We start from the raw sequence: 21389 nt of genomic DNA on the forward strand, positions 1-21389 counted from the left end.
GGAGGATGGGCGATCGGTGGACGGAAACCAACTGCTACTCTGGGTCGGATTCAACCTCTTTGTGCTGGCCATGCTGGCCCTCGACCTGGGTGTCTTTCACCGCCAGGCCCATGCGGTCACCATCAAGGAAGCCACCGTCTGGAGCACGGTCTGGATCGCCCTGGCGCTGGCGTTCAACGTCGGGGTGTACCTCTGGCGGGGGCCGGAGACCGCCCTTGAATTCTTGACGGGCTACCTGATCGAGAAATCGCTGAGCGTCGACAACATCTTTGTCTTTCTGATGATCTTCTCGTACTTCAGCGTTCCGGCCGCTCTGCAGCACCGGGTGCTGTTCTGGGGGATCATCGGGGCCCTCATCATGCGGGGCATCTTCATCGCCGTGGGGGCCACGCTACTGGCCAAGTTCCACTGGATCATCTACGTGTTCGGCGGGTTCCTGGTCCTGACGGGTATCAAGATGGGCGTGCAAAAGGACACAGACATTCACCCCGAAAGGAATCCCGTCCTCCGGTTCTTCCGGCAGTGGATGCCCATCACCGAGGGGTACGACGGGGAGCACTTCCTCGTCCGCCGGGCGGGGCGCCTGTTCGCCACGCCGCTGTTCCTGGTACTGCTGATGGTGGAGACCACGGACCTGATCTTCGCCCTGGATTCGATCCCGGCGATCTTTGCCGTCACCCGGGACCCCTTCATCGTTTACACCTCGAATGTCTTTGCCATCCTGGGCCTGCGCTCGCTCTTCTTCCTGCTGGCAGGGATCATGGGCCTGTTCCGCTACCTGAAGCTGGGTCTGGCGGTGGTGCTGGTCTTCGTGGGCGTCAAGATGATGATCGTCGAGATCTACAAGATCCCCATCGCCGCCTCGCTCGGGGTCGTGTTTGGGGTTCTGGCCATCTCGGTGCTGGCCTCGGTGCTGATCCCGCACCACACGGGGAAGACGGAGCCCTGAGTACGCAAGACCCCGGGGTATCCCCGGGGTCCTGCGTCTGCGCGCGGCACGGGTACTGACCCGAGCGCCTACTTCTTCACGAGTTCGAGACCGACCGGGATGAACTCATCCACCTTCTCGCCCTTGAGCACCTTCACGGCGGTCTCCACGGCGATCCGGCCCATGTCCCGCGGCTTCTGCGCCACGGTGGCGGTCATCTCGCCGGCCTCGACCGCCTTGCGGGCGTCGGCGGTGGCGTCGAAGCCCACCACGATGACGCCCTTCTTGCCGGCGGCCTTCAGGGCCTCGATGGCGCCGAGGGCCATCTCGTCGTTGTGGGCGAAGACGGCCTGGACGTCGGGGTGGGCCTGGAGCAGGTTCTCCATGACCGAGAGCCCCTTGGCCCGGTTGAAGTCGGCGGGCTGCTTCGCCACGACCTCGATGCCCTTCACGCCGTCGACGGCCTCATGGAAGCCCTTGCCCCGGTCGCGGGCGGCCGAGGTGCCGGGGATGCCCTCGAGCTCGATCACCTTGCCCTGACCCTTCAGCAGGTCGACGATCAGCTGGCCCGCCATCTTGCCGCCGGCCACGTTGTCGGAGGCGATGTGGCTGACCACCTTGCCGCCGCCGGCCCCGCGGTCCACCGTGATGACGGGGATGTTGGCCTTGTTGGCCGCCTCGACGGCGGGAACCACCGCCTGGGAGTCGGTGGGGTTCACGATGATCAGGTCGACCTTCTTCGTGATCAGGTCCTCGATGCCGGATACCTGCTTGGCAGTGTCATCCTGGGCGTCCGTGATCTCCAGCTTGACGCCGGCGGCCTTGGCGGCCTCCTCGGCCCCCTCCTTCAGGTCCACGAAGAAGGGGTTGTTGAGCGTGCTGATGGCGAGCCCCAGGGTGAATTCCTTCTGAGCTGGCTGCTGTGCGGCCCCGCTCTGCCCCTGGGTCTGGGCCTGGGGGGCTGGCTGGGCGGCCGGCTCCTCTTTCTTGGCGCCGCCGCAGCCGGCCAGGAGGCCAAGGCCCAGGACAGCCGCCAGTAGCACGCCGAGACGCCGTTTCATGGACGGGTACCTCCTCGCTCGCGTGGGTTGGGTTCCAAGCGGCCGGATGGATAGTATGGAACCGTTTCCATCGGTGGGGGAGCCACGATCCCCCCCGCACCACCTCCCCCGGGGGTTTTCGGTCCGGGGCCGGCAACACGCCGGCAGGGCGGGCGCCCGGGCGGGCCTACTTCTTGGCCCGGTCGAGGAGCACCGCCAGCAGGATCACCAGCCCCTTGACCACTTGCTGGTAGAACGAGGAGACGCCGAGCAGGTTGAGCCCGTTGTCCAAGACGCCGATGATCAGGGCGCCGACGAGGGTGCCCATGACGCCCCCGCTGCCGCCGGCGAGGCTGGTGCCGCCCAGGACCACCGCGGCGATGGCATCGAGTTCGTAGCCCAGACCGGCGGTGGGCTGCGCGGAGTTCAGCCGGGAGGTCAGGATCACCCCGGCGAGGCCAGCGGCCAGGCCCGAGAGCACGTAGACCAGCGTTTCGTACGGGGCCGTCGGCACCCCGGCGACGCGCACGGCCTCCCGGTTGCTGCCGATGGCGTAGACGTAGCGGCCGGGGCGGGTATGGGAAAGGAACACCCAGGCGGTGGCGAAGACCAGGGCCATGATCGCCACGGGAACCGGGATGCCCAGGAGGTAGCCGCCGCCGATGGCCCGGAACGAATCCGTGAGACCGGTGATGGGCCGGCCCCCGGTGTAGGTCAGCGTGAGGCCCCGCAGGGCGGTCATGGTGCCCAGGGTCGCGATGAACGCGGGGATCCGCCCCCGGGTCACCAGGAGGCCGTTCACGAGCCCTGCCACCACGCCGACCCCCAGCCCCGTCATCACCCCGACCGGCACCGGCCGTCCGGCGGCGATGGTGCCGGCCGTGAGCGCACCGGCCAGGGCGAGGATGGAGCCGACGGACAGGTCGATGCCGCCGGTGAGGATGACCGCCGTCATGCCGGCGGCGATGATCGCGTTGATCGAGATCTGCCGTGCCACGTTGAGCAGGTTGCTGACCGTCAGGAACCGGTCGCTCAAGAGGCTCAGGGCCAGAGCCAGGGCGAGGAACCCGGCGAACGGCCCGAGCCGGCGGAAGAGCCGACCGGGGTACCACCCGTGCATCGCGCGTCGCCCCTAACCGCGCGCCGCGCCGGTCGCGCAGCGCATGATCGCTTCCTGAGTCGCCGTTTCCCGGGCAAACTCCCCCACCAGCCGGCCCTTCCGCATGACCAGGATCCGGTCGCACATCCCCAGGAGCTCGGGCAGTTCCGACGAGATCATGAGGATCGCCTTCCCGGCCTCCGCCAGCCGGTTGATGAGGCGGTAGATCTCGGCCTTGGCCCCGACGTCGACGCCCCGGGTCGGCTCGTCCAGGATCAGCACCTGGGGGTCCACCGCCAGCCAGCGGCCGAGCACCACCTTCTGCTGGTTCCCGCCGGAGAGGGTGTTCACGGGGACCTCGCTGCCCGGCGTCCGGATGGCCAGGTCGCGGATGAGCCGGCCCGCGAGCTGCCGCTCAGCCCGGCGGGGGAGCCAGCCCGCTCGCCCCAGGCGCTTCAGGCTGGAGAAGGTCAGGTTCTCGCGCACGCTCCGGTTGAGCCAAAGCCCCTGCGCCTTGCGGTCTTCGGGTACGAAGGCCATCCCGGCGGCCAGCGCGGCCTGCGGATCGCCCGGGCGCAACCGGACGCCGAGCACCGTGACCTCTCCGGCGTCGACGGGGTCGAGCCCCATGATGGCCCTGGCCAGCTCGGTCCGGCCGGCGCCCATCAGGCCGGCCACCCCGACGACCTTGCCCCGTCGCACCGTCAGGGAGACGTCCCGCAGCACCTTGCCCCGGCTCAGGTGGCGCACTACCAGGGCTTCGCCGTCCACGCGGGCCCGGCGCCCGGGGAAACGGTCCCGGAGAGGCCGGCCCACCATGGCCTGGACCAGTTCCGCCTCGTTGGTGTCGGGGAGGGGGTAGGTGCCGACGTAGGTCCCGTCGCGCAGGACCGTCACGCGGTCGCAGAGGCGGTAGAACTCCTCCAGCCGGTGGCTGATGTAAAGGATCGCGACCCCGCGCGCCCGCAGCCCCTCGAGCACGGCGAAGAGGTGCTCGACCTCCGCCTCGGTCAGGGCCGCGGTGGGTTCGTCCAGGATGAGGACCCGGGCGTCGACCGCCAGGGCGCGGGCAATCTCGACCAGCTGCTGGCTTCCGACCCCCAGGTCGCCCACCCGTGCCGCCGGATCGATGGCGACTCCGAGCCGGCCGAGTGCTTCCCGGGCCCCGGCGGCCATGGCGCGGCGGTCCACGAGCCGGAGCGGCCCCCGGACCGGCTCCCGGCCCAGGGCGATGTTCTCCATCACCGTGAGGTGCGGCGCCAGGCTGAGTTCCTGGTGGATCGTGGCGATTCCCGCCCGGATGGCGTCCCGCGGGCTCAGCAGCTGCACCTCCCGGCCCTCGAGGCGGATGACCCCCCGGTCGGGCCGGTGGATCCCGGCCAGGCACTTGATGAGCGTCGACTTTCCCGCGCCGTTCTCGCCCAGGAGTCCGTGGATCTCGCCGCGCCGCACCTCCAGGCTCACGCCTTGCAGGGCCCTGACCCCGGGGAACTCCTTGTGCAGGCCGATGGCCTCGAGAACGGGGCCGGCCGCCGTCGGCGCGCCCATCTCAGAACGTGACCCCCGCCTTCAGGACGACGTTCGCGTACGGGGTGTGCTCCCCCGTGCGGACGACCGCGACCGCCCGGGCGGAGAGCGCCTTCAGCTCCTCGTGGGTGATGGTGCGGACCGGGATGGGCCCCAGGGCATCCCTGAGCCCGGCCCCCACGTGGGGGCTCACCTGCCAGGTCTCCCCGGCGACCAGGGCCTCCTCGACCTGCAGTTCGGTGAGCACGGCCCGGACCACGTCGAGGAACCGGGGCACGTCCCGGGTCACCGCGAGGTCGATCCGCCGGGTGGCCGGCGGGATCGGCAGCCCGGCGTCGCCGATGACGAGGAGGTCGCCATGACCCATGCCGGCGATGACCTCCGAGAGGGGTTGGTTGATCAGGGTGGCCTTCTTCACGGGCTAGCGCTCCTTTCCCTCAGGAAGCCCTCGAACTCGTCCCGCATGGGCATGGCTTCCTGGGCGCCCGGCCGCGTCGCCGCCAGGGCCCCGGCCGCGCAGCCCCAGGTCAGCGCCTCGCCGGCGGGCATCCCCCGGTGCAGGGCCGCGGCCAGGCCCCCCGCGAAGGCGTCGCCGGCGGCGGTGGTGTCGACGGCGTCGACGCGGAACCCCGGGTGGCGGAACTCCCCCTCCGGGCCCAGCAGGTAGGCCCCGCGGGCTCCCAGCTTGATCAGCGCCCGGCGGGCGCCCCGGCGGAGGAGGGCCTCGGCCACCGGCCGGGGATCGTCGGGGTTCACCGGCAGGCCCGTCAGGGCGGCGGCCTCACTCTCGTTCGGCGTGACGTAGTCCGCCAGCGCCAGGAGTTCCGGGGGGAGTGGACGGTCCGGCGGCGGGGCCGGCGCGGGGTCCAGGAGCACCGTCAGGCCGTGCTCACGCCCCAGGCGGGCGGCTGCCATCACGGCGGGGAGGGGGATCTCGAGCTGCAGGAGCATCACCCTCGCCGCGCGGATCGCCGGCGTGGCCCGGGCGACCTGCTCCGGGTCGACCAGGCCGTTGGCCCCCGGGATCACGATGATGCTGTTCTCGGCCTGATCGTCGACGGTGATGAGGGCGACCCCGGTCCCGCTCCCCGCCCGGCGCTCGACCCAGCGAGTCTCGACCCCGTCGCGCCGCAGCGAGGCGAGGAGCGCGTCGCCGAAGCCGTCCGCCCCCACGGCGCCCACCATGGCGACCCGGGCACCGAGGCGAGCGGCCGCCACGGCCTGGTTGGCCCCCTTGCCGCCGGGGTGTTGTTCGAGCGCCGACCCGAGGACGGTCTCGCCGGGCAGCGGCCGGCGGGGCACCCGGGCCACCAGGTCCAGGTTGAGGCTCCCCACGACGACGATCTCCGGGAGGATCCGGGCTTCCCTTTTCACTGTCCGTCCCTCCCCGCGCCGCACGATCGCCGGACCACCAGGCGGGCCGGCAGGACGACCCGGCGCGGCTCCGGCGGCGCCTTGCCGGCGAGACGCTCGAGGAGCATCCGGGCGGCCCGCTCGCCCATCTCATAGGTCGGCTGGGCGACGGTCGTGAGGGGTGGGTTCAGCATGCCCGCGAGGGGGATATCGTCGTAGCCCACCACCGCCACGTCGTCGGGTACCCGCAGGCCCAGTTCCGCGGCCGCCCGCAGGACGCCGATCGCCATGAGGTCGTTGGCCGCCACCACGGCCGTCGGCCGGTCGGGAGAGCCCAGGAGGGCTCGCCCGGCCGCGTAGCCGCCGTCGTACGTGAAGTCGCCGGCCCGGATGTGGCCCGGGTCGGGGTTCAACCCCGCCTCGGCGAGGGCCGCCAGGTAGCCGGCGAGGCGGTCCTCGGACGTACCCGACCCCGCCGAACCGCCCACGAAGGCGATCCGGCGGTGGCCCAGGCCGAGAAGGTGCCGGGTGGCGGTGCGGACCCCCTCCCGGTTGTCCACCACCACGGCGTCGGCCTCGGCGCCCGGGGGCACCCGGTCGACGAAGACTACCGCGGGGAAGTCGGCCCGGGCGATCCGGTGCCCGACCGCCGCGCTCGAAGCGATGAGGACCAGGCCGTCCACCTGCCGCTGGCGGAGGATCGCGAGGTAGTGCTCCTCGTGGGCCGGGTCCCGGTCCGTGTTGCAGAGGATGACGGCGTAGCCGGCCCGGGCGGCGGCGTCCTCGACGCCCCGGGCGATGGCCGGGAAGAACGGGTTCGTGATGTCCGGCAGCAGAAGCCCCAGGGTGTGCGTGGCCTTGGAGACGAGGCTTCGGGCCACGTGGCTGGGGCGGAAGTGGAGCTGGGCGGCCGCGGCCAGCACGCGCGCCCGGGTAGCGGGACTGACGTACCCGCTGCCGTTCAGCGCGCGGGAGACCGTGGACTGGCTGACCCCGGCTGCTCGCGCCACGTCCCGGATGGTGGCTGCCACGATCGGGCCCCCCTGCGGATGTGGAACCGATTCCACAGGATCGCCTCAATGTTTCGCAGGGGGCCTGCGCCTTTCCTGCCGTCAGACCGTCGCTGCGACCCGTCGATTTCTGCCAGCGAGGGGACCCACCGGGTGCCGGCACCGGGGGGAGCCTGCCGGCGCCCGATTGCCGGTTGGGCCTGGTCCTGTCCAGGGTTGTGTGCCGGTCCTTTGTACGGAAGAAGGAATTGCGTCCGGCGCCGAGAATATACCAAAGTCGATATCAAATCGTATACGGAGGTGGTGGACTGCAGTTGGCCCAGCTTGTGGCTGGGAGAGGCGCAGGTGGGTGCGGAATCTGCTTTGGATTCTGATCCTTTATCCAACACGTGAGGGTAGCACAAGATGAAATTCATGCGGTTTCTGACGCCAGACGGCCCGCGGTTCGGCCTCGTGGCCGGTGACGAGCTGCGCGAGCTGGACGGGGACATCTTCGGCGGGTGGCGCGAGACCGGGCGCACGTTCGACGCCCGCAACGTGAAGGTCCTTCCGCCGGTGGTGCCCGGCAAGGTGATCGCGATCGGCCTCAACTACCTCGCGCACGCTCAGGAGAAGTCCCGCGATGTCCCCGAGGAGCCCATGATGTTCATGGTCTCGCCGACGGCGATCGTGGCGCACGACGAACCGGTCGTGCTGAAGCACCCGGAACACGTGACCGAGCACGAGGCGGAGCTCGTCGTGGTGATCGGGAAGGAAGGCCGGGACATCCCGGAGGAACGGGCGCTCGAGCACGTCTTCGGGTACACCATCGGCAACGACGTGTCCGACCGGACCCTGCAGTACAAGGACAAGCAGTTCACCCGGGCCAAGTCCTTCCACACGTACAAGCCGCTCGGGCCGGTGATCGAGACCGAGGTCGACCCCACCGACCTCGGGATCCGCCTCTGGCTGAACGGCGAGCTCAGGCAGGACTCCCGCACTTCGCTTCTCATCCACGGTGTTCCGAAGCTGATCCGCGTCATCTCGGAGGTCATGACCCTCTATCCCGGGGACCTGATCTTCACCGGGACGCCGGCCGGCGTGAGCCCCATCAAGGCCGGAGACGTGATGGAGATCGAGATCGAGGGGATCGGCCGGCTGCGCAATCCGGTGAGAGCCTGAACGTGCCGCCCGCCGGTTCGCCAGGCAGTGCCTCGGCAAGACCCGGGCGGGAGGTGGCGGGCGACGCACCGATGTCCAAGCAGGAGCGAGCGTACCAGGTGATCCGGGAACGGATCCTGGGTGGCGTCTACGGCCCGGGGTTCCGGCTCGTGATCAACCAGCTGGCCAGGGAGATGGGCCTGAGCCCCATCCCGGTGCGAGAGGCGATCCGGCGGATGGAGGCGGAGGGCCTCGTCCTCTTCAACCGGAACACGGGCGCCGTCGTGGCTCCGATGGACCCGAGCGCGTACGTGGAGACCCTGGAGGCCCTTGCGGTGATCGAGGGCTACGCGACCCGCGTGAGCGCGCCGCACCTGGGGGCGCCCGACCTCGCGCGGCTGCGCGACATCAACGCCCGGATGCGGCAGGCCATGGAGTCGCTGGACTTCGTCAGCTTCGGCCGGCTCAACCGGGAGTTCCACTCGGCCATCTACGAGCGGTGTCCCAACGCGTACCTGGTCGACATGATCCGTCGTGCCTGGCAGCGCATGGACCAGGTGCGGCACAGCACGTTCGGCTTCATTCCCGGGCGCGCCCGGAACTCGGTGGAGGAGCACGACCTCCTCGTCCGCGAGCTCGAGGCCGGGGCACCCGGGGAAGTGATCGAGGAGCTCGTCCGGGAGCACAAGATGAACACGATGCGGTACTTCCGCGAGTGGGCCAGCCGGAATCTCCACGCCCCCGCCGGCCCGGGAGCGTGAGCCCCACGGCGGCCGGCGCCTAACCGGGCGGCCGGTTCTGCGCCTGGGCCTCCGGGGCGGACGGCGGAGGGGGGGCCGGCGGGGCGTCACCCGCCTCCGCCTCCCGGACGGGGACACGGCGGGCGAGCTCCTGGGAGAACTCGTACCGGGCTTCCGCCAGCACGTTGTCGACCTCCTCGCGCACCTCGGCGGCCAGCGTCTGGGCTCGCTCGCTGGCGATCAGCATGGCCACGATCCCGCGCCGGAGCGCGGCGCGAAGACCCTTGCGCACCGCCGGCCACAGGGCGCCCCCCACCGCGCCCGCTCCCAGGCCGAGGAGGAAGAGACCGAGGTCGCGCCGGTTCACTCGGCTCGCCTCCCGAACTGTCCAGTGGCTACCTGCCTAGCCTCACCCCGCCACGTGTCCCTTATGCGAGTCGGGGGCGGGTGCGCGGGCCGGTGGCCCACGGCCGCCTCGCAGGCTGTCCCGAGCCAGGCGGCGGCCAGCACCGCCAGCCAGTCGGCCAGTCCCAGAGGGGCAAGACCGAAGGCGCTGCGGAGGGACGGCAGGTAGATGGGCGCCAGCACCACGGTGGACGCGGACCCGTACGCGACGCGCAGGAGCGGGCTCGTCGGCAGTCTCAGAGGCCGCCCGTCAGGACCCGACGCCCGCAGGTCGCGGGCGTACCGGAGCTTGGCCGTCGCCAGCGCTGCCAGGGCGAGGGAGTGCGCCTTCGCCGCGCCCAGGCCGAGCGCCAGGGCGCCTGCGTGCAGCGCCACCACGCCCAGGCCGATCCCGATCGCCCGCGCCAGGATCCGCCGGCGGACCGGAGGCGGAAGGACGTCCTCCCGGGGATCGGCCGGTGACCGGTCGAGGGCGGCGGGGTCCGGACCGTCGATGGCGAGGGCGAGGCTGACCAGCCCGTCGCAGGCCACGTTGGACCAGAGGAGGAGCGCCGGGGGAATCGGCAGCGGCAGCCCGGCCGCCAGCGGCACCAGGCTCGCCAGTGCCTCGCCGGCGTTGGTGGCGAGGCTGTAGCGGACCGAACGGCCGATGTTGTCGTGCGCGGACCGCCCGAGCTGCAAGGCCCGGACGATGGCGGGGAACTGGTCGTCGACCAGGACCAGCTGAGCCGCGCCGCGTGTGACGTCGGTTCCGCCGCGGCCCATCGCGATGCCGGCGTCGGCCGCGTGGATGGCTGGCGCGTCGTTCACGCCGTCGCCGGTCATGGCGACGACCTCCCCCCGGGCCTGCAGTGCCCGCACCACCCGCAACTTGTGTTCCGGGGCCACACGGGCACACACGGCCAGCCGCTCCCCGCAGGCGGAGAGCTCGGCGTCGGACATCCGCTCGATCTCCGTCCCGGTGAGCACGAGCCCCCCGTCTGCGAGCAGGCCCGTTTCCTCGGCGATGGCGCGGGCGGTCGCGGGGTGGTCGCCGGTGAGCATGACGACCCGCACCCCCGCCCGGCGGCACGCCGCCAACGCCTCAGGGACGCCGGGGCGGGGCGGGTCCGCCAGGCCCACAAGACCCAGCAGGATCAGATCTCGCTCGATGTCATCGGCCACCGGGGGACCGGTGTAGCGCTCGAGGGGCCGGCACGCGACGGCGAGCACCCGCAGGGCCCGCTGCGCCATCGCGTCGGCCGCCTCCTGGGCCGCAGCCCGCGCCGCCCCGTCCAGGCCCACGACCTCCCCATCCCGCAGCTCCTGCGTGCACCGCGCGAGGACAGCTTCCGGCGCGCCCTTGACGAACACCTGCACCCCCTGACCGTCGCGGCATACCACCGTCATGCGGCGCCGGCCCGACGAGAAGGGAATCTCGCCGATACGGGGGTGGCGGGCGCGCACGGCCCCCGGGTCGACCCCCACGGCCGCCGCGGCGGTGACCAGCGCCGCCTCGGTCGAATCGCCCGTCACGCCGTTCCCCCCGGGGGGGACGTGGGCGTCGCTGGCCAGGCAGGCCGCGCGGAGAAGCGGCAGGAGACGGTCTCGATCTGCCGGGGCGCAGGGGAAGTCCAGCATCTGCCCGCCTGCGTAGGCGGCCCGCAGGGTCATCTCGTTCCGGGTGAGGGTCCCCGTCTTGTCGGTGCAGATGACCGTCGTGGCACCGAGGCTTTCCACTGCCGAGAGCCGGCGGGCGAGCGCGCCTGCGCCGGCCATGCGGCTCACGGCGGCCGAAAGGGCGATGGTGACGGTGATGGGCAGGCCCTGCGGGATGCTGGCCACCGCGCTCGAAAGTGCAGGCACCAACGCCTCGCGGGCCCCGGAGCCCCGGGCTACGGCCGCCACCACTCCCGCGCCCCCGAGAACCAGCACGGCGAGGATGAGCACCCGCACGAGGCGCTGAAGGCGCAACTGGAGGAACGGCACCTCCGTGGCGACGGCGTCGAGCACGGCCGCGATGCGCCCCATCTCGGTCCGCATCCCCGTCGCGACGACGATGGCCCGAGCGCGCCCGCCGGTGACGAGCGTGCCCATGAACACGAGGTTGGCCCGGTCCCCCACCGGGGTCGCCCGGGGGCACAGCACCCCCGGGTCCTTGGCGACTGGAGCCGACTCACCGGTCAGCGAGCTCTCGTCGACCGTGAGGTCGGAGGCCAGGACCAACCGGGCGTCCGCCGGTACCCGCTCGCCCGCCTGGAGGAGGATCAGGTCGCCGGGGACCAGGTCGGCCGCGGGGACCACGACTTCCCGCCCGTCCCGCTGAACCCGGGCGACGGGGGCCTCCATCCGGGTCAGGAGTTCCGCGGCCCGTCCCGCCCGCAGTTCCTGCCGGATCCCGATGCCCGACGTGACGCAGGCGATGGCGATGCTGCTCGCTGCCTCGAGGGCCTGGCCGAGCGCCAGCGACGCGCCCCCGGCGCCCAGCAGGAGGAGGACGACGGGGTTGCGCAACTGCCGGGTGGCGAGCTGCCACACCCCCGGCCGCGGCCGGGTGCGGATGCGGTTCGGACCCCACGCCGCCAGGCGGCGCCGCGCCTCGGCCCGGGACAGTCCCCCGGGCGACTCGACGTCCAGCGCGGCGAGGAGGTCTGGCAGCGGGAGGGCGTGCCACGGCTGCCCGGGCGGCGTCTCGGGCGGGCCGGCGGTCTCCGGGGGCGCGACGGCCGGTGCCTCCGGGGGTGCTCCGGCATAAGTCTCCGGAGTATCCGGAGCCGGGCGCCAGGGCGCCCCCGTCGCCCGGAGCAGCACGTCGAGGGCCAACGCCGAGGCGTCGTAGAGCACCAGCACACGCCCCGTGCGGGGATTGGGCCGGACGTCGGCCACCCCCGCCAGGCCCCGGAGGCGGCTCTTCAGCTCGGCTCCCAGGGCCGGGTTACGGTAGAGGCCGTCAACCCGGATGAGGAGCCGCCCCGGCAGGCTGTGGTAGCGACGGTCCGGGCTCCACCCGAACGGGGCCGCCTGTTCGATTTGCGGCTGCGTGGGTCATCCCTCCTGCTGTGGCGAAGGCCGGGGCGGTGCCGGCGGGCCCGCTTCGAACAGACGTCCGACCAGGTGCTGCGCGGCGACCAGGCCGCCGATCGGCGCCCACCGGGCCGGGGCGAGCGGGACCGTCCCGAAGATCCTGCCCACGCCCGGCACGTACAGGGTCGCCAGGAGCAGCGCCCCCGACGCCGCTGTGGAGGCCCGGAGCAGCCGGTTCGGCGGCGGGGCCGCCCCGGTGCGCGGGTCCCGCCGGCACCCGGACAGGTACGCCAGCTTCGTGAGCACGAGGGCGGCCAGCGCCCCCGTGCGCGCGGCCGCCAGACCCGCCCCGTGTCGGAGGAGCAGCGCGAAGGTGCCCAGCATGCCCGCGCCGGCCAGGAGGCCCTGAAGCAGCAGGGAGCGGGCCGCTCCGGGTTCGAGCAGGCTCTCCCCTGGTGGGACGGGGGGCCGGGTCATGAGGTCCGGGCCCGGGCGGTCGACGGCCAGGGCCAGCGCGGGGAGCCCGTCGCAGACGAGGTTCACCCACAGCAGCTGCACCGGCAGCAGTGGCGGGGGCAGGCCCAGGGCGACGGCGCCGACCATCGCGGCGACTTCGGCCGCATTCGTCACCAGCGTGTAACGCACGGTGCGGCGGATGTTCTGGAAGGCCGCCCTGCCCTCCTCGACGGCGGCGACGATGCTGGCGAAGTTGTCGTCGAGCAGGGTGAGGTCGGCCGCGGCCCGGGTGATGTCCGTCCCGGAGCGGCCCATGGCGATGCCCGTGTCCGCGGCCCGGACGGCCGGCGCGTCGTTCACGCCGTCCCCGGTCATCGCCACCGCGAGCCCGAGGCGCTGCAGCGCCCGAACCACCCGCAGCTTGTGGTGCGGGGTGACCCGGGCGCAGACCTGCAGGCGCCCTGCCACGGCGGCGAGGGTGCCGTCGTCCATCCGGTCGATCTCCGTCCCCGTGAGCAGCACGCCTCCGCCGTCAAGGATGCCCAGCCGCCGCCCCAGGGTCCGGGCCGTCTCCGGGTGGTCGCCGGTGAGCATCACCACCCGGATACCCGCCTCCCGGCAGCGCCGGAGCGCCTCCGGGACCTCGGGCCGGGGCGGGTCCCACAGGCCGGCGATCCCTGCCAGCACGAGCTCGTCCTCCGGGAGGTGCGCCGGCCGGTAGGCGAGCGCCAGCACCCGCAGACCGGCCCGGGCCATCTGGCGTACCGCCCGCGCCGCGGCCGCGCGTCCCGCGGGGCCCAGGGGCACCTCCTCGCCGCCGACCCGCTCCCGGCTCAGGCGGGGGAGGACATCCTCCGGCGCCCCCTTGACGTACAGCGCGGGCCCGCCGTCGGGCTCGCGGCACAGCACCGCCATCTGGCGGGAGTCGGATGAGAACGGCCACTCCCGCAGGCGGGGGCAACCGATCCGCTCCCGGGTGATATCCAGCCCCACGGCCTGGGCGGCTTGAAGGAGGGCGACCTCCGTCGGGTCGCCGTCGGCGGGCGGCATTGCGGCCAGACGGGTATCGCTGCACAGGATGCCCACCCGCAGGGCGAATCGGAGGTCGTCCGCTCCCGCCTGGACCGGCTCGGGGCCGGCGCGGGCGAACCCCGCCGGAACGCCGCCCGGACCGGACGGTCCTGAGCGCAGCCAGAACGTTCCCGCCGCGTACACGGCCTCGACCGACATGCGCCCGGTCGTGAGAGTCCCCGTCTTGTCCGTGCAGATGACCTGGCAGCTGCCCAGCGTCTCCACCGCTGCAGGCTGTCGGGCCACCGCCAGTCGTCCCCCCATGCGGTACGCGGCCGCCGCGGTCGCCACACTGACGGAGACGGGGAGTCCCTCCGGCAGGGCGGCCACGGCCGTGGACAGGCTGGCGAGCAGCATGGCGCCGGCGGGCGTACCCCGCAGGAGCCCCAACCCGAAGAGGACCGCGGCCGCCGCCACGGTCGCCCGGACGATCGGCGCCACGAGCCGCTGCATCCGCTGCTGGAGGAGGAGGGGGGCCGGGGCGGCGCCGGCCAGGAGGGCGGCGATGCGGCCCATCTCCGTCGCCATACCGGTGGCCACCACCACGCCCCGGCCCCGCCCGGCGGTCACGTGGGTGCCCATGAAGAGGAGGGGGCTGCGCTCGGCCAGCGGCGTGCACACCGGCACCGGTCGAGTCCCCTTCGGCACCGGAGCCGGCTCACCGGTGAGCGCGGCCTCCTCGGCCGCCAGGCCGGTCGCACGCAGGAGCCGGAGGTCGGCCGGGACCCGGTCGCCGGCCCGGACCGCCACCACGTCGCCCGGGACAAGCATTTCCGCCGGCACGACCTCGAGCCGTCCCTCACGCACGACTCGGGCGACGGGCGCCGAGAGACGCTCCAGGTGGGCGAGGGCCTCGGCCGCCCTCCCCTCCTGCAGGGCGCCGATCACCCCGTTGACCACCACGATTCCCACGACGACGACGGCGTCGAGCACCTGCCCCAGCGCGGCCGACAGGCCGGCGACCCCGAGCAGCAGAGCGACCATGGGCTCGTTCAGCTGGCGGAGGAACCGCTGCCACGCCCCCGGCGGATCCTCCGGGCGGATCGCGTTGGGACCGGTGCGGCGGAGGCGCCAGGCCGCCTCCGCCCGGGTGAGCCCGAGGCGGGGGTGTGTCCGGAGGTCCGCCACGACCGCGTCCGCGGGCCGCGCGTGCCAGGCCGGAAGGGGCCGGCCGGCGGCGCCCGCCGGAGGAGCCGGCTCCCCGCTCAGGATCTGCGCCAGCAGGCGGTCGATGTCGTCGGGCCCCGTGGCGTCCGGGTCGTAGTACACGAGGAGCCGCCCGGTCCGGGGGTTCGTCCGGGCCGAGCGGGCCCCAGGCAGCCCCAGGACCAGGCGCTCCACCCGGGCGCGCAGCACGCCGTCCGGGCCAGCTTCGGGGATACGCACCAGGTACCTGCCCGGTACGTGGTGCGACCGTCCGTCCGCGCTCCAGCCGATGGGCCGCAGGGTGGCCGCGCCGCCGGGCCGCCCCGTCACGGGCTCGCCACCGGCTGGACCCCAGCCGTCCGGGCGACCGCCCGCAGGTCCGGGTTCGTCCGCAGCTCCGTGGCGAGGTCCGTCGGCATGCCATGCCCAGGCAGAATCCGGGTCGACGGCGGCAACGGCAGGATTCGCTCGCGCAGGCTGCGGGCGAGTGCCTGGCGGTCGCTTCCGGGGAGGTCGGTGCGCCCGAGCTTGCCCGCCTCCAGGGTGTCCCCGGTGAAGAGGAGGTCCCCCAACCGGTAGCAAACGCTGCCGGGGCTGTGGCCCGGCGTGTGCAGCACCTCGATGGTCTGACCCAGAAAGTTCAGCGTCTCTCCGCCCCGCAAGGTGACATCCGGGTCGGGTGCGACCACCCGGAGGACCGGCAACAGGCTGAGATTCAGTTGCGGGTCCCCCAGCAAGAGGGCGTCGTCCGCGTGAACGTGCACCGGCGCCCCCGTGAGCGAGCGCAGCGTTCCCACCCCGGCAATGTGGTCGAAGTGCCCGTGGGTGAGGAGCACGGCCTCTACCCGGACGTCCTGCAGTACGTGAAGAAGCGGCGTGACGCCGAGCCCGGGGTCGATCACCACGGCCCGCCGCGCCCCCGTGTCGAGGAGGACGTAGCAGTTCACCCGCAGCACGCTGAGAGGGAATCCCAGCACCCGGATCACGTCGGGCCACCTGTCCCGGTCTCGACCGGGATCGACGGCACCTGGGCGACCCGTGCCGCCAGGTGGATCGCGGGAGTGGCCGCCCGGGCCTCAGCGAGGATCTGTGTCCAGCTCTGCCGGGTCCGGGACGCCATGTTCCACAGGACGTCCTGGAAGCGCAACCCGGCGCGGGCGGCCCCGACGGCGGCGCCGCGCAAGAGCTTCCGGCCCTGTCGGGTTCCGGCCAGGAGGGCGATCCCGGCGGCCGCCGCGCCGAGAACGGTCGGGTTCGCCTCCGCCGCGGCGCTCACCCATTCCTCCATCCGCATCCCGATCACCCCGGCCATTAGTATCCGCGGCGGTGCGGCGGCGAACCGGCGAGGCAGGCGCGTGGCAGTGACTGACAGAGAGCCAGGAAAACCGTGGCATCGCGTCGAATCCCGGGGAGCGCGTTCATCACGCGGTCCCCGGAATGTACCGGGGCGGAATGATGCGGGCAGGTCCGGTGGCAGTGAAGGCGCCGCGTCCCAACCGGGGCTGTCGGAACGGTCCGGTGAGTGCGCCCGTCCGTCGCTGATTTTTTCGCCAAAACGGTCGTGTCCGGAAGGGACCGGGGTATCGCAGCGAGAACGGGGAAATGGCCGGTTTTCGGAGCAGGCCAAGGACGGACGGGGACCCCGTGGGAGCGGGGGAGCGTCCGCGGATCCCATCGCAGCTTCAACCATCGCGCATCAGGTAGACAGCGGCGGGGGGCGATGGCATGGGGCTCAGGGTCGTCCTGGTCGAAGACCAGCTACTGATGCGGCAGGGGCTCAAGGCGATCATCGAGGCAGAACCGGATATCGAGGTGGTCGGGGAGGCCTCGACGGGGACGGAGGCCGTCCGGCTCGTCCGGGAACTGTGCCCGGACGTGGTGCTGATGGACATCAGCCTGCCGATGCTCGATGGCATCGGCGCCACCCGGCAGGTGGTGGAGCGGTGTCCCCAGACGGCGGTCCTCATCCTGACGATGCATGATCGAGACGAGTACGTGCTCGCGGCGGTCAAGGCGGGGGCGCGCGGGTACCTCCTCAAGGACGCGCCGGCCCGGGACGTGATCGCTGCCATCCGCAACGCAGCGTCCGGTGGTGCGTGGCTGCACCCGAACGTGGCGCGGTTCCTTCTCGACGTGGTGGCACGGGGGCGCCAGAACGAGCCGCGCCACGAACAGGCGCTCACGGATCGGGAACGGGAGGTTCTCCGGCTCGTCGCGCGGGGTGCGAGGAACCGTGACGTGGCCCGGGCCCTGGCCATGTCCGAGAAGACGGTCAAGCAGCATGTCACCAACATCTTCCGCAAGCTCGGGGTCACTTCCCGATCCCAGGTGGTGGTGTACGCGATCGAGCACGGGCTCGTGGACATCGCGGAACCCGGTTCGGCCATCCGGCCGCGGAAGGAAACCGAACCGCCGTCCGCCGGGCTCTGAGCCTGCTCGTTCGACGTGGATCGTTCGGCTTCATCTTGTTGGGGCCGCGTGATTCGTGCTAAGGTAGTGAGCGGTACGATCCGCCGGGACGGGCGCCGCTCGCGCCCGGCGGTGCAGGCGATGGAGCTCGCCGGAACCGCTGCCGGCGCAGGCCGGCAGCTGATGGCTCCTACCCCGTCCGGGGTGGGGGCGTTTCTGTTTCGGGCCGGCCGCGCGCCCGGCTCGGGTGCGAGCCGGCCCGGAAGTTGCGGGAGGGCGAGTAGTTGGAGAGCTACCTCTTTGTGGCGATCGGCGGCGTGTTCGGCACGGTCACGCGGTACTGGCTGGGTGGGCTGCTGTCGGAGAAGTGGCCGGTGGCGTTCCCGATCGGGACGCTGGTGATCAACGTGACGGGGGCGTTCCTCCTCGGGTTCCTCACGAGTGCGGGCGCCGAGCAGGGCCTCATCTCGCAGCCGTGGCGGCTGGCGTTCGGGGTCGGGTTTCTGGGCGCGTACACCACGTTCTCGACCTGGCAGGTGGAGACCCTGCGCCTTCTCCAGCAGGGCAGCATCTGGCTGGGGATCGGGAACGTGGCGGCGAGCCTCACGCTCGGGCTTCTCGCGGCCTGGCTGGGCTACTGGCTCGGCCGGGCCCTCTGACGGACGGCGCCGGACGAACGAAGGGAGGACAGGCCCGTGAAGGTGGAGACCCAGGGCGTGCTCCTGCGCATGTTCATCGGGGAGTCCGACCAGTACAGGGGCATGCCGCTCTACCATGCCATCGTCCTGAAGATCCGTGAGCTGGGGATGTCCGGGGCCACCGTGCTGCGCGGGGTGGAGGGCTTCGGCGCCCACAGCCGCATCCACACCGCGAACATCCTCCGGCTGTCGCAGGACCTGCCCATCGTCATCGAAGTGATCGACACCGAGGAACGCATCCGGCGTCTGGTCGAGTACCTCGACCGGATGGTGCCGGAGGGCCTTCTCATGACGGTCGAAGGGGTGCGGATCATCCGCTACGCCCGCACCCCCGGGGAGGGAAAGGGGACGCCCGGCCAGGAGAAAGGCTGAACCGGGGACTGCCGGCCGCCGCCCGGGTGGCGAACGCCCGGCCCCGGGCCGTGAGCACCCAGGCGGTCGGGCCGGATGCCCCGAAACCGGAGGCGGCAACGGGACAGCCGGCCGGCGCGCCGGACAGCGGGCAGGACGCGCAGGCTCCGGCAGAAGTACCGGCGCGCTCCGGTGGGCACCCTGCTGGAGCGATGTAGCCGAGGGCGGAGAGCCGCTCGACCACCCGCGCCAGCGCCTCCCGGTCGAGCCCCAGCCGGGCGGCCATCTCGGGGCCGGTCAAGACGCCGGCCCGGACCAGCTCGCGCAGGAGCGCGGCATGCGGGTGCGGCGTGGTGCGCATCGCCTTCAGCCTCCGAGCAGGAGCGCGGCCCGGTACACCACGAGCGCCAGCACACCGGCCACGACCAGCCCGTAACCGATGCTGAAGTACATCCATCGGGAGGAGCCGGTCTCGTTGCGGATCGTCACGGCCGTGGCCAGGCAGGGGCTGTAGAACGAGTAGAAAACGAGGAAGGACAGGGCCTGCGGCACCGTCACCGCGGCCCGGAGAGCCGGGCCGAGGCCCGCCCCGGCGGCGTGGCCGTACAGGACGGCGAGCGTCGAGAGCGTGCCCTCCTTGGCCAGGAAGCCGGTGAACAGGCTCACGACCATCCGCCAGTCGAGGCCGAGCGGCGCTCCCAGGGGCGCCAGCGTCCGGCCGAGCCAGCCGACGGGGCTCCGGCCGATCTCCCCGGCCGGAAACCACGACAGTGCCCAGATGAGGGTGGTCATCGGAGCGATCACGGTGAGGGCCCGGTGCAGGTAGTGCCAGGTGTTCTGCCAGGCGTACAGGAGCACGTTGCGCAGGATGGGCCGGCGGTACGGCGGCAGTTCGATGAAGAAGGGCTCGTCGCCGCCCGGCAGGAGAGTGCGGCGGAAGAGGCGGCTCATCGCCAGGACCAGTCCGACCCCCAGGACGTAGATGCCCACCAGGACCCAGGCCCCGGTCCCCGCGGGGAAGAAGGCGGTGGCGAAGAAACTGATCACGACCAGCCGGGCGGAACAGATGACGAGCGGCGAGAGCAGGACGCTCAACAGGCGGTCGGCCTCCGAGGGGGCGGTGCGGGCGGCCATCGCCGCCGGCACGTTGCACCCGTAGCCGATCATGAGCCCGATCGCCGCCTTGCCGTGCAGGCCGGCGCGGGCCAGCAGGCGGTCGAGGACGAAGGCGGCCCGGGCGAAGTAGCCCGAATCCTCGAGCAGGCCGAGGAACAGGAAGAAGCCGGCGATGAGGGGGGCGAAGGCCGCCACCGCGCCCAAGCCCGCGATCACCCCATCCCGCACCAGCGGCCCGGCCCAGGCCGGTCCCCGTGGTCCGAGCCATCCGGCCGCCATCTGGCCCAGGTCGGCGAAGGCGCGGCCGATCCAGTCCTGCACCGGCGCCGTCAGGCGGAAGGTGCCCCAGATGCCCAGCCCGAGCGTCAGGATCGTGATCGGGACGCCGAGGACGGGGTGGGTGACCACCCGGTCGACCCGGTCGCTGGGGGTCATTTTCAGTCCGACCGGCCGTGCAGCCGTCGCCTCCCGGACGGCGCGCGCCACCCAGGCGTAGCGCTCGTCGGCGAGGACGACGGGGGCATCCGGCAGCGCCGCGGCGATCTCGTCCTGAAGGCGGTCCCAGTCCGCCCCGACCCGGTGGCGCACGCGCGCCGTGATCTCCGGGTCCTCCTCGGCCAGCTTGATCGCCACCCAGCGGGGCGGCAAGAGCGGCATCGGCGGGAGGAGCCGGGCGATCCGTTCGAGGCCCGCCTCGACCTCGGGACTGAAGTGAAAGCCGGCCGGGTTCGAACCGGCCTTGCGGGCGATCTCGCCCCGTGCCGCCCGCGCGATGAGGGATCGCAGTTCGGCGAGCCCCTCGCCCCGCGAGGCGACCACCGGGACCACCGGCACCCCGAGGGCGCGGGCGAGCCGATCCGGATCGATCCGCCACCCCTGCGCCGCCGCCATGTCCGCCATGTTCAGGGCGATGACGACGGGGCACGGCAGGTCGAGCAGTTCGGTGGTCAGGTAGAGGTTGCGCTCGAGGTTGGCCGCGTCGACGACGTTGACGACCAGGTCCGCGCCCCCGGCGAGGAGGAAATCCCGGGCCACGACCTCCTCGAGCGAGTGGGCGCTGAGGGAGTAGGTGCCCGGCAGATCAGTGACCGCCACCTGAAGCCCGTCCACGGTGAGGTGGCCGTCCCGCCGCTCGATCGTCTTGCCGGGCCAGTTGCCGACGTGCTGCTGCAGCCCTGTCAGGAGGTTGAAGAGGCTCGTCTTGCCCACGTTGGGGTTCCCGGCCAGCGCGACCGTGAAGGTGCGGGGGCCGGCGAGCACAGCGGGCCCGGCCCCGTGGCAGGAGGCGCTCACCGCCCGTCCTCCTCCGGCACCACCCAGACCCGGCGGGCGACCTCTCGCCCCAGGGCCAGGCGGGTCGTCCGCACGGCGACGATCGCCGGTCCGCCCACGTTCGAGACGAGCCACAGCCGGGTGCCCGGAGTCAGCCCGAGCGCCAGGAGCCGCCGCTGCAGCCGCCGGCCGGCGTCCACCCCCACCAGGCGTGCCGCCTGCCCGGGCGCCAACGTGACGAGGGGTACTGCTCCCGACCCGCCGCTGACACGGCGGAACTCGGGCAATACCGCTGTCCCGGCCCCGGCCGGTTGAGACTCGCTCGCATCCCCGTGGAGACGAGTGGCAGGGGGATGAACTGCCGGCGCCGCACCAGTGGCCGGCCCTGGCGGCCCTCCTGCCGGCGGGCGCCGCAGCCGGGCGAGAATCGTTCTCAACAGAGTCATGCAGGACACCACCGGCTTCTCATGCTGACATGGGGGGCCAAGGTTGTCCATCCGGCTGCGCACCGGGTGCTGCCCGGGGTGGGGGCCAGCGCTCGCGGAGCAGGTTCGGCCGCGAGCCGGCGGCCGGTCATAAGCCTTCATTAATCTGGCGATCGGACTGTTCGGGAAGACATCGATTC

20 protein-coding genes and 1 riboswitch are annotated in these 21389 nt (G+C 72.5%); of the genes, 6 read left to right on the forward strand and 14 right to left on the reverse strand.

Annotated features, from left to right (window positions below; all coding sequences use genetic code 11):
- The first annotated feature begins 16 nt into the window (after window positions 1–16).
- The gene (locus tag caldi_RS17025; protein WP_264842938.1) at window positions 17–949 is read left to right on the forward strand and encodes a TerC family protein; all 933 of its coding nucleotides are present in this window, start codon (window positions 17–19) and stop codon (window positions 947–949) included.
- Window positions 950–1017: 68 nt separating this feature from the next.
- Here caldi_RS17025 and rbsB read toward each other — a convergent pair whose 3' ends face one another.
- The 6 genes from rbsB to caldi_RS17055 all read right to left on the reverse strand — a co-directional run bounded on the left by rbsB (window position 1018) and on the right by caldi_RS17055 (window position 6978).
- On the reverse strand, window positions 1018–1989 hold the full coding sequence (gene rbsB, locus caldi_RS17030; RefSeq protein ID WP_264842939.1) for a ribose ABC transporter substrate-binding protein RbsB: 972 nt from the start codon (window positions 1987–1989) through the stop codon (window positions 1018–1020).
- A gap of 166 nt (window positions 1990–2155) precedes the next feature.
- A complete protein-coding gene (locus caldi_RS17035) occupies window positions 2156–3088 on the reverse strand; it encodes an ABC transporter permease (RefSeq protein ID WP_264842940.1) in 933 nt (310 codons plus the stop codon).
- 12 nt (window positions 3089–3100) lie between these two features.
- On the reverse strand, window positions 3101–4615 hold the full coding sequence (locus caldi_RS17040; RefSeq protein ID WP_264842941.1) for a sugar ABC transporter ATP-binding protein: 1515 nt from the start codon (window positions 4613–4615) through the stop codon (window positions 3101–3103).
- A 1-nt stretch (window position 4616) separates the two neighbouring features.
- Window positions 4617–5012: a D-ribose pyranase gene (gene rbsD / locus caldi_RS17045; RefSeq protein WP_264842942.1), complete on the reverse strand. Its 396-nt coding sequence runs from the start codon at window positions 5010–5012 to the stop codon at window positions 4617–4619.
- Window positions 5009–5968 (reverse strand): ribokinase, encoded by a 960-nt coding sequence (rbsK, locus tag caldi_RS17050; RefSeq protein ID WP_264842943.1) that lies wholly within the window; start codon window positions 5966–5968, stop codon window positions 5009–5011. The genes rbsD and rbsK overlap by 4 nt, the downstream gene beginning before the upstream one ends.
- Window positions 5965–6978 (reverse strand): LacI family DNA-binding transcriptional regulator, encoded by a 1014-nt coding sequence (locus tag caldi_RS17055; protein WP_264842944.1) that lies wholly within the window; start codon window positions 6976–6978, stop codon window positions 5965–5967. Before caldi_RS17055 ends, rbsK begins: the two co-directional genes overlap by 4 nt.
- A gap of 393 nt (window positions 6979–7371) precedes the next feature.
- On the opposite strand from caldi_RS17055, the gene caldi_RS17060 reads away from it, so the two are divergent.
- Together caldi_RS17060 and caldi_RS17065 are read left to right on the forward strand one after the other, a co-directional pair.
- Entirely contained in the window at window positions 7372–8118 is a 747-nt protein-coding gene (locus caldi_RS17060) for a fumarylacetoacetate hydrolase family protein (protein ID WP_264842945.1), read from the forward strand.
- Window positions 8119–8189: 71 nt separating this feature from the next.
- Complete coding sequence (locus tag caldi_RS17065; protein ID WP_264842946.1) at window positions 8190–8858, forward strand: GntR family transcriptional regulator; 669 nt, start codon at window positions 8190–8192, stop codon at window positions 8856–8858.
- 19 nt (window positions 8859–8877) lie between these two features.
- Here the strand turns inward: caldi_RS17065 and caldi_RS17070 are convergent, their stop codons facing one another.
- The 5 genes from caldi_RS17070 to caldi_RS17090 all read right to left on the reverse strand — a co-directional run bounded on the left by caldi_RS17070 (window position 8878) and on the right by caldi_RS17090 (window position 16212).
- Window positions 8878–9204 (reverse strand): hypothetical protein, encoded by a 327-nt coding sequence (locus caldi_RS17070; RefSeq protein ID WP_264842947.1) that lies wholly within the window; start codon window positions 9202–9204, stop codon window positions 8878–8880.
- The gene (locus caldi_RS17075) at window positions 9201–12107 is read right to left on the reverse strand and encodes a cation-translocating P-type ATPase (RefSeq protein ID WP_264842948.1); all 2907 of its coding nucleotides are present in this window, start codon (window positions 12105–12107) and stop codon (window positions 9201–9203) included. Before caldi_RS17075 ends, caldi_RS17070 begins: the two co-directional genes overlap by 4 nt.
- A gap of 159 nt (window positions 12108–12266) precedes the next feature.
- Window positions 12267–15248, reverse strand: a complete 2982-nt coding sequence (locus tag caldi_RS17080) for a cation-translocating P-type ATPase (RefSeq protein WP_264842949.1) — start codon at window positions 15246–15248, stop codon at window positions 12267–12269.
- The gene (locus caldi_RS17085) at window positions 15245–15904 is read right to left on the reverse strand and encodes an MBL fold metallo-hydrolase (protein ID WP_264842950.1); all 660 of its coding nucleotides are present in this window, start codon (window positions 15902–15904) and stop codon (window positions 15245–15247) included. The genes caldi_RS17080 and caldi_RS17085 overlap by 4 nt, the downstream gene beginning before the upstream one ends.
- Window positions 15901–16212, reverse strand: a complete 312-nt coding sequence (locus caldi_RS17090) for a hypothetical protein (RefSeq protein WP_264842951.1) — start codon at window positions 16210–16212, stop codon at window positions 15901–15903. The genes caldi_RS17085 and caldi_RS17090 overlap by 4 nt, the downstream gene beginning before the upstream one ends.
- A 431-nt stretch (window positions 16213–16643) precedes the next feature.
- Here caldi_RS17090 and caldi_RS17095 point away from each other — a divergent pair, with 431 nt between their 5' ends.
- The 3 genes from caldi_RS17095 to caldi_RS17105 all read left to right on the forward strand — a co-directional run bounded on the left by caldi_RS17095 (window position 16644) and on the right by caldi_RS17105 (window position 18397).
- Entirely contained in the window at window positions 16644–17348 is a 705-nt protein-coding gene (locus caldi_RS17095) for a response regulator (protein WP_264842952.1), read from the forward strand.
- Window positions 17349–17455: 107 nt separating this feature from the next.
- Window positions 17456–17527: riboswitch (Fluoride riboswitch) on the forward strand.
- Between the two features lie 84 nt (window positions 17528–17611).
- Window positions 17612–17986 (forward strand): fluoride efflux transporter CrcB, encoded by a 375-nt coding sequence (gene crcB / locus caldi_RS17100; RefSeq protein ID WP_264842953.1) that lies wholly within the window; start codon window positions 17612–17614, stop codon window positions 17984–17986.
- A 36-nt stretch (window positions 17987–18022) separates the two neighbouring features.
- The gene (locus caldi_RS17105) at window positions 18023–18397 is read left to right on the forward strand and encodes a DUF190 domain-containing protein (RefSeq protein WP_264842954.1); all 375 of its coding nucleotides are present in this window, start codon (window positions 18023–18025) and stop codon (window positions 18395–18397) included.
- Here caldi_RS17105 and caldi_RS17110 read toward each other — a convergent pair.
- The 3 genes from caldi_RS17110 to caldi_RS17120 are packed head-to-tail and all read right to left on the reverse strand — an operon-like array spanning window position 18336 to window position 21351.
- The gene (locus tag caldi_RS17110) at window positions 18336–18737 is read right to left on the reverse strand and encodes a MarR family transcriptional regulator (RefSeq protein WP_264842955.1); all 402 of its coding nucleotides are present in this window, start codon (window positions 18735–18737) and stop codon (window positions 18336–18338) included. The two genes, caldi_RS17105 and caldi_RS17110, sit on opposite strands and share 62 nt — an antisense overlap.
- A gap of 5 nt (window positions 18738–18742) precedes the next feature.
- Window positions 18743–20785, reverse strand: a complete 2043-nt coding sequence (gene feoB / locus caldi_RS17115; protein ID WP_264842956.1) for a ferrous iron transport protein B — start codon at window positions 20783–20785, stop codon at window positions 18743–18745.
- Window positions 20782–21351, reverse strand: a complete 570-nt coding sequence (locus caldi_RS17120) for a FeoA family protein (protein ID WP_319951776.1) — start codon at window positions 21349–21351, stop codon at window positions 20782–20784. The genes feoB and caldi_RS17120 overlap by 4 nt, the downstream gene beginning before the upstream one ends.
- Window positions 21352–21389: the final 38 nt, after the last annotated feature.

Source organism: Caldinitratiruptor microaerophilus, assembly GCF_025999835.1.
Classification (GTDB): Bacteria; Bacillota; Sulfobacillia; order Symbiobacteriales; family ZC4RG38; genus Caldinitratiruptor; species Caldinitratiruptor microaerophilus.